Consider the following 7307-nt stretch of genomic DNA (forward strand, 5'->3'; position numbering starts at 1 on the left):
ACCGGGTGCCGCTGATCCGGGCCAGGTCGGCGGCGGCCGGCGGCGGATCGGTCCAGCCGGCCAGGGCGTCGATGGTCACCGGGCCGGTGGACAGGCCGCTCACGTCGATCGGCCGGTAGCGCCGGGCGTCCAGGTCGAGCTCCGGATCGCTGATCAGCTGCACCGTGTCCGCCGGCCCGGGCAGCAGGATCACCAGGGCGTCGGCGCCCAGCACGTGCCGGGCGCTGCGGCAGTAGCGCTGCCAGATCCGGTGCGCGGGCTCGGCCGGCGGGGCCGCCAGCAGGCTGCGCATGAGGCCGTACGCCGCACCCCACGACCAGATCCGCCGCAGCCAATGCGGTGGCATGAAGGCCAGCAGGTACATCAGCGCCGACACCACCGCGACCGAGCGGGCCAGCACCGTGACCTCCGCCCCGGCGAACAGGAGCACCAACCCGAACAGCAGGGTGCCCACGGCGGCGCACCACAGCCGGATCCGGGCCGCGCCGCCCCGGCGCCGGGCGTCCGCCGCCAGCAGCGCCGCGGCGACCGCCTCCACCACGAAGAACAGCAGCACCGTGGGCCACACCACGCGTTCGGGCAGTGGCGGCGGGACGACCAGGACGGGAACGGCGGAGGCGAGCCACGCGGCGAACGCGCCCCACATGACCCACAGCGGTACCGGCCGCATCCGGCTCACCAGCCGCAACGTGCAGAGCGGCTGCCCCAGCAGCACCGCGGTGATCAGCGCGACCGCGGCGCGCGGCGGCTCACCCATGGTCAGCCGGAGCACGCCCAGGACGAACAGCATGGCCACCGACGCGAAGATCAGCATGACGTCGCGCAGCAGCGGATCCCGCCGGCGCGCGTAGCCCACCGCCGCGCGCACGAAGATCAGCACGAACACGGCCGTGACCGCGAGAGCCGCCATCAGATCTCCTGTGCCGCTTCCACCTGCTGGTGCATCACCTCATCCTTGATGACGGCGGGCCCGGCCGAAGTGGGTTCGCGTCGATGCATCGGCCGGCGGGTGCATCCAACCGGGCGCCGGCCGCCGAAGTTTCTGCGAACGGCAATCCGACGAGGAGACGAGGTCACACGTGTCGGCCACCCCGGAAACCGAGCACCAGCAGCAGCGACGGACCGCGCCGGACATCACCGAGTACCTGCAGACGGCGGTCTGGGACCTGGCGTACACCGGTGCGCTGCCGCCGGAGGAAGCCCTGCGGCTGCACCACGCCGCGCAGATGCTGCTCTCCGCAAGCGAGCAGCTCGTCCACGCCAGCCTCGGCGCCGGCGCGGCACCACCGGCGGACACCGACGGCCTGGCGGACGCCCCGGGGATGACCCGGCTGCTGCTCGCCCTGGTCGCCTTCACCCGGCTCGACGCCGTGGAACGCGGCCGGCTGGCCCCGGACCTGGCCCGCTCGGCCCGCTCGACGCTGCGCCGGGAACGCGCCGAGGCGATCAGGCTGACCGGCTGGTCGGTGGCCGACCTGGCCCGCGAGTACGGCATCTCCCCCGGCGCCGTCCGCGCCGCCATGATGGAGGATCAGGCCCAGTAGAACGCCGGGCTATCCGGCCAGCTGGAAGTGCCAGACCATCAGAGCGGGCGTGTCCCCCCAGGCTGCCGCCGCGGCCGCCGGGACGATGCCCAGCAGCGACCACGGCCAGTCGTCCCACGGGCCGGGGTCGATCGTCTCCGGCACGGTCCCGGTCGCCTCGCCGGTCCCGCGGGCGGGCTCCTCGCACCGGCGCACCTGCAGGCCCAGCGGCAGGGCGGCCGCCAGATAATCCGCGGCCCGGTGCCGGTACGCCGGCAGGAGCCCCGGTTCACCGCCGGCCGACCGCACCCGTGGCACCGAGCCCAGCGCGACCAGCTCCTGGTGCACGTCCGTGATCACCAGGTGACCGCCCGGGCGCAGCACCCGGGCGAACTCGCCGAAGGCCGGCCCCAGCTCGTCGAGGTGGACCAGCGCCAGCGCGCACACGATGACGTCGGCGTGGTCGTCCGGCAGTGGCAGGCTGTGCAGGTCGCCCTGCCGGAACTCGGCCGCCGGCACCCGGGTGCGGGCCTGCTGGAGCATGTCGGGTGAGCTGTCCACGCCGATGACCCGGTGGCCGCGCCCCGCCAGGTGCTCGGCGTGCCGGCCGGTGCCACAGGCCGCGTCCAGGGCGACGCCCGCCGGGAGCCCGTCGAGGATCTCGTGCACGAGGGCCTCCTCGGCGGGGAACAGGCCGTTGCCCGGCTCGTCGTAGGTCCGCGACCAGACCCGGTATCCCGCCACGGTGTCCACCCGGCTTGCCGTGACGCCCTCGCCGCGCAGCTCGGCGCTGTCCAGCAGCCGGCGGATCTCGGCGATGCGGGCCTCGGCGAACGCCCGGTCGTGGTCGCCGGCGAAGGCGCGCAGCAGGGCGACACCCTCGAGGCCGAGCAGGTACGCCAGCGGGTGCTGATAGATCATGGCGGGACGCTAGCCGACCGCCGGCGCCGGCACCTACCGATTTACCGGGTGGCCAGATACCCCTCGGCCGCCGTACGCAGGCGGGCATGCACACCGTCGTAGGCCGTCGCCGGGCCCAGGTACCGCTTGTCGACCTTGGCGAGCATCGTGTAGTTCGGGTCGCAGACGTTGCCCACCGGGGCCTCGCCCGCCTGGCTGAGCAACTGGTACGCGTCCAGCAGATCCAGCCCCACCAGCCCGGCCGTCCAGGTCACCAGGTCGTGCTGGCTGATCCGGTACGCGTCCTCCAGCGGCCGCGCCGAGCCGGCGGACATCAGCGCGGTGTCGCTCTCCAGCCGCGGTGTCGGCGTCTCGGCCCCCTTGATCACGTCGACGATCACCGTGGTGTTCATCGCCGACTCCACCCCGGTGCCGCAGACCTCACCGTGGCCCTGCCGGCAGTGCCCGTCGCCGAGGGCGAACAGCGCGCCGCTCACGTTCACCCCGAAGTACGCCGTCACCCCCGCGCGCAGCTCCGGACTGTCCATGTTGCCGCCGTGCACGTCGGGGACGATCGTCATCCGGCTCTCGAAGGCGGCGGGCGCGACTCCGGCCGTACCGTGCATGGGGTCCAGGGGAAGCTCGACGCTGTAGTCGCCGCGCCGGGCCCGGTAGCGCACCGTGCCCGCGGCGACGTCGACGTCGTAGCGCCAGACCAGTTCCTCCAGCGGCGGGTGCAGCATGGCCGTGGTGTGCGTGGCGGTCAGCGCGCCGAAGTGCGGGAACGTCGTGGACACGGCCCAGTCGCGGGCCGGCACGATCTCGGCGAAGTGCACCGCCAGGGTGTCACCGGGCTCCGCGCCCTCGACGAAGAACGGCCCGGTGACCGGGTTGAGGAACGGGAACTCGCACACCTGCGACGGCAGGTCACCGACCTCGCGCACCCGGCCGCCGAAGCAGTCCTCGGTGTAGAGCTCGAGGACCGTGCCCGGCCGCACGCGGCGCACTGGCTCGCGCCCGCCGAAGGTGTAGGCGAGCTCCTCCGGGCGAGGACGGTAGCTGAGCACCTCGGTCATGGATTCTCCTTCTCGCTCGGCTCGGCCAGGCCGGCCAGCACCGGGCGGCGGCCGGTGGCGTAGAAGACGGCCAGCACCACCAGGCCGAGGCCGAGCCAGACGAACCCGAGCACCTGGGCCGCCACCTTGGCGTTGATCACCACGTACAGCAGGATCAGGAAGCCGATCACCGGCACCACGAGGTGGCGCAGCCAGTCGCGGCTGCCGCGGCGCACCACATAGTGGATCACCACGGCCACGTGCAGCGCCAGGAACGCGGTCATCGCACCGAAGTTGACCAGCGTGGACAGCAACGAGATGCCGTCGTCGCGGGCGGCCATGGCCAGACCCAGGGCGAGCGACACCGCGGCGACCAGCAGGGTGGCGTTGGCCGGCACCTTGTGGCGTTGGTTGATCCGGGCCAGGAAGGACGGCATCTGCCGGTCGCGGGCCATCGCGTACAGCAGGCGGCTGGTCGCCGCCTGCGCGACCAGCGAGTTGGCGAAGCCCCAGGCGATGGCGGTGGCCAGCGCGGTGAGGCCGGCCAGCCAGCCGCCGCCGGCGGCCCGGGCCGCGTCGTAGAAGGCGGTCCCCTCCGGGTCGCCGTCGGCCAGGAGACCGGGCGCATCCGGTACGAGCAGCGACGCCACCCAGGTCTGCACGATGAACAGGGCGCCGGCCAGCACCAGCGCGCCGACCATGGCCCGGCCGATCCGGCGCGCCTCGACCCGGCTCTCCTCGGCGAGCATGGAGATGCCGTCGAAGCCCAGGAACGACAGCACCGCGATCGACACCGCGCCGAAGACCACGGACCAGGAGAACGTGTCGGCGTTGAAGAACGGGCTGAACGAGAAGCCGTCGCCCTTCCCTTGCAGCAGCGCGGCCACGCCCACCACCAGGAAGATCACCAGCACGATCAGCTCGGCGACGAGCATCACCCGGTTGACCTTGGCGGTCATCTGGATGCCCAGATAGTTGACCACCGTGTTGACGGCCACGAACGCGACCAGCCAGAGCCACACCGGTACGGCCGGGACCAGCGAGTTCATCGCGACGCCGGCGATCAGGTAGAGCAGCCCGGGCACCAGCACGTAGTCGAGCAGGATGACCCAGCCGGCCAGGAAGCCGACCGGGGCGGCGATGCCCCGGCCGGCGTAGCTGTAGACGGAACCGGCCATCGGGAAGGCGCGCACCATCTGGGCGTACGACAGGGCGGTGAACATCATCGCCACCATGCCGACCACGTAGGCCAGCGCGACCATGCCGCCGGAGCCGCTGTACACGCTGCCGAAGATGCCGAAGGGTGCGATCGGCACCATGAAGATGAGCCCGTAGATCAGCAGGTCGGTGAAGGTCAGCGACCGGCTGAGCTCCTGGCGGTACCCGTACTTCTCGAGTCCGGCGGTGGCCGGTCCCTCCGGTGGCTGCGTCACGGCGTGCCTCCTAGACCCGGGCCTCCTCGACCTGTCCGGGCCGGAGGCTACCCATATCTACCGGCACCTATGCGTCAGGCGCCCGCCGATCGGCCGCTGATGGCCAGGATCTCGTACGGGTACGGCAGCCGCCGCTCGCTCGCCGCGGTCAGCGCCGCGCTCAGCGCGGGGTCCAGGTCCCACCCGGTCGCCCCCAGATTGGCCTCCAGCTGCGCGAAGGTCCGCGCGCCGATGACCGGGGCGGTCACGTGCGGCTGTCGCAGCAGCCAGTTCAGCGCGACCTGGGCCGGCGACCGGCCCGATTCGCGGGCCGCGGCGTGCAGCACGTCCAGGACCGTCCAGGTATGCTCGTTGTCGTAGTTCTGCCAGCGTTCCTGCCAGTTCTCCTGCTGCCCGGCCTCGGCGATCCGGGTGCCCGGCAGCGGCTCCCGCACGCCGCGGTGGTACTTGCCGGAGAGCCAGCCGCCCCGCAGCGGCGACCACGGCAGGAAGCCCAGCCGCTGCTCGCCCGCGAGCGGCAGCAGTTCCCACTCGGCCTCCCGGTCGAGCAGGTTGTACAGCGCCTGGATGGCCACGAACGGCTCGCGCCCGTGCCGGCCGGCCAGGTCGAGCGCCTGCTGCACGTGCCGCACGGACCAGTTGCTGACCGCCAGGTGGCGGACCTTGCCGCTGGTCACGAGGTTGTCCAGGGTGCGGACCACCTCCTCGACACCGGTGGCCGGGTCCCAGCCGTGCACGTGGTAGACGTCGATGTGGTCGGTGCCGAGCCGGCGCAGGCTGGCCTCGACGGCCGTACGGAGGTGCTTGCGGCCGAGCCCCTCCCGATTGCCGCCCGGCCCCCAGCGGACCTTGGTCGAGACGACGACGGACTGCCGGTTCCGGCCCTTGAGCCAGCGCCCGACGATCTCCTCCGACAGCCCCCCGTTGTAGGCGTCGGAGGTGTCGACGAACGTGCCGCCCACCTCGGCGAAGTGATCCAGCATCCGGGCGCTCAGGGCCTCGTCGGACTCCCGGCCGAAGCCCATCGCACCGAGGCAGAGCTCGCTGACGGCCAGGCCGGTCCCACCCAGAAATCGGTATCGCATGCCGACCACGCTAGGAGGGAACCGGCCCGGCCACAGGGGCCAATCCGTGCCCGATTTCCTGGGCCACTTACCCGTGACCGGATCGTGCCGTGTGCGACGGACCGGGATGTCATACCTGCGTGCTAGACATGCTGCTTGTGACTACTCCGACCCATGAGATCAGCACCCGGACCACGCCCGGCGGCGTCCTGCACGTGCGCCTGGCCGGCGACTTCGACATGAGCGTGGCCGCCGAGCTGTCCGATGCTCTGGTGCGCGCGGCCCGGGCCCCGGGCGTCCGGGAGGTCATGGTCGACCTGCGGCGCACCGAGTTCCTGGACTCGCACGGGATCGCCGGGCTGCTGGCCGGCTACGAGGCGGCGCAGCGGGCCGGGCGGCGGTTCGGCGTGACCAACGCCGAGGGCATGGTGCGGCAGGTCCTGCAGATCACCGGCCTGGCCGAGGTGCTCTGCGTCGACGGACCCCGGGCGAGCTGACGGTGGACGGGCCGGCTCGGGGCGGGCCGGCTCAGAGCTCCGCATCGGTCACGGGGAAGGACGCCCAGATGTGCTTGGTCGTCGCGGTGGCGTACCAGCAGAGGTCCAGCGCCAGGGTGCGGACGATGTGCAGCCCCCGGCCGCCCACCCCGGCCAGGTGGATGCCGGCCAGCTGGGGCACTCCGGCCACGTCCTGATCCGCGACGTCGACGAGAAACCGCCCGTCGCAGCGCAGCAGGTGGACGACGGCCGGCGGGCGCCCGTGACGCAGGGCGTTGCTGGCGAGCTCGGTGGCAACCAGGACGACCCGGTCGGCGACCTCGTCGGTCGCGGCCGGATCGACCAGGCGGTGCGCGGACAGGGCATCGCGCAGACCGAGGCGCAGGGGCCGCAGTTCGTCGCCGTGCGAGAGTGACCACTGCTCCAGCTCCACGGCCTGCGCGGGCGGCGGCGACGTCCGCAACAGACTCATGGGCTGCCTGATTGCCCCTGGGGATCTTGTGGAAACATCCCTGCCGATTTGCCGCGGTCGATCGGCGGCCGATCAGGGCAGGACGCGGACGGCCAGCGTGCAGGTGTCGTCGTCCGGGCCGGCCGCCGGCAGCAGGTCCCGCAGGCGTTTGAGGGTCAGCTCGCCCGGCTCGGCCGACACCTCGGCCAGCGTGCGCAGCACCCGGTCGAGCAGGTCCCCGCCGTCGGGGTTGCGCCGCTCGACCAGCCCGTCGGTGTAGAACAGCACCAGGTCGTCCGGCCGGAGCTGGACCGTGACGACCGGATACCGGGCGTTGTCGGCCGCACCGAGCAGCACGCCGCGCGGCAGGGGCAGCTCCTCGGC

At 72.7% G+C, this 7307-nt stretch carries 8 protein-coding genes and 1 pseudogene; 2 read left to right on the forward strand and 7 right to left on the reverse strand.

Annotated elements, in window-relative coordinates; genetic code table 11:
* Positions 1–910 (reverse strand): annotated as a pseudogene (locus AB0C29_RS25025) (hypothetical protein); the annotation flags it as partial.
* A 169-nt stretch (positions 911–1079) separates the two neighbouring features.
* Between AB0C29_RS25025 and AB0C29_RS25030 the strand changes: the two are divergent.
* Positions 1080–1544, forward strand: a complete 465-nt coding sequence (locus tag AB0C29_RS25030; protein ID WP_360824524.1) for a hypothetical protein — start codon at positions 1080–1082, stop codon at positions 1542–1544.
* Between the two features lie 9 nt (positions 1545–1553).
* On the opposite strand, the gene AB0C29_RS25035 is transcribed toward AB0C29_RS25030, so the two are convergent.
* From AB0C29_RS25035 to AB0C29_RS25050, 4 genes are all read right to left on the reverse strand, one after another.
* Complete coding sequence (locus tag AB0C29_RS25035; RefSeq protein ID WP_360824527.1) at positions 1554–2444, reverse strand: methyltransferase domain-containing protein; 891 nt, start codon at positions 2442–2444, stop codon at positions 1554–1556.
* Between the two features lie 41 nt (positions 2445–2485).
* Positions 2486–3499, reverse strand: coding sequence for an acetamidase/formamidase family protein (locus AB0C29_RS25040; RefSeq protein ID WP_360824530.1), 1014 nt, complete (start codon positions 3497–3499; stop codon positions 2486–2488).
* Positions 3496–4911, reverse strand: coding sequence for an APC family permease (locus AB0C29_RS25045; RefSeq protein WP_360824533.1), 1416 nt, complete (start codon positions 4909–4911; stop codon positions 3496–3498). Before AB0C29_RS25045 ends, AB0C29_RS25040 begins: the two co-directional genes overlap by 4 nt.
* 74 nt (positions 4912–4985) lie before the next feature.
* On the reverse strand, positions 4986–5996 hold the full coding sequence (locus AB0C29_RS25050) for an aldo/keto reductase (RefSeq protein WP_360824536.1): 1011 nt from the start codon (positions 5994–5996) through the stop codon (positions 4986–4988).
* A 128-nt stretch (positions 5997–6124) separates the two neighbouring features.
* On the opposite strand from AB0C29_RS25050, the gene AB0C29_RS25055 reads away from it, so the two are divergent.
* On the forward strand, positions 6125–6472 hold the full coding sequence (locus tag AB0C29_RS25055; RefSeq protein ID WP_360824539.1) for an STAS domain-containing protein: 348 nt from the start codon (positions 6125–6127) through the stop codon (positions 6470–6472).
* A gap of 31 nt (positions 6473–6503) precedes the next feature.
* On the opposite strand, the gene AB0C29_RS25060 is transcribed toward AB0C29_RS25055, so the two are convergent.
* Both AB0C29_RS25060 and AB0C29_RS25065 read right to left on the reverse strand, forming a co-directional pair.
* The gene (locus AB0C29_RS25060) at positions 6504–6944 is read right to left on the reverse strand and encodes an ATP-binding protein (protein ID WP_360824542.1); all 441 of its coding nucleotides are present in this window, start codon (positions 6942–6944) and stop codon (positions 6504–6506) included.
* A 72-nt stretch (positions 6945–7016) separates the two neighbouring features.
* Positions 7017–7307: SpoIIE family protein phosphatase (locus AB0C29_RS25065; RefSeq protein ID WP_360824545.1), on the reverse strand; the 291-nt coding region annotated here is incomplete at its 5' end.

Origin of the sequence: Actinoplanes sp. NPDC048791, from assembly GCF_040650095.1 — a bacterium.
Taxonomy (GTDB): domain Bacteria; phylum Actinomycetota; class Actinomycetes; order Mycobacteriales; family Micromonosporaceae; genus Actinoplanes.

What these genes read in the sequence shown, in the direction of transcription:
- AB0C29_RS25035 (WP_360824527.1), bottom strand. Translation starts at nt 2,444, where the DNA reads ATGATCTATCAGCACCCGCTGGCGTACCTGCTCGGCCTCGAGGGTGTC.
- AB0C29_RS25040 (WP_360824530.1), bottom strand. Translation starts at nt 3,499, where the DNA reads ATGACCGAGGTGCTCAGCTACCGTCCTCGCCCGGAGGAGCTCGCCTAC.
- AB0C29_RS25050 (WP_360824536.1), bottom strand. Translation starts at nt 5,996, where the DNA reads ATGCGATACCGATTTCTGGGTGGGACCGGCCTGGCCGTCAGCGAGCTC.
- AB0C29_RS25055 (WP_360824539.1), top strand. Translation starts at nt 6,125, where the DNA reads ATGCTGCTTGTGACTACTCCGACCCATGAGATCAGCACCCGGACCACG.
- AB0C29_RS25060 (WP_360824542.1), bottom strand. Translation starts at nt 6,944, where the DNA reads ATGAGTCTGTTGCGGACGTCGCCGCCGCCCGCGCAGGCCGTGGAGCTG.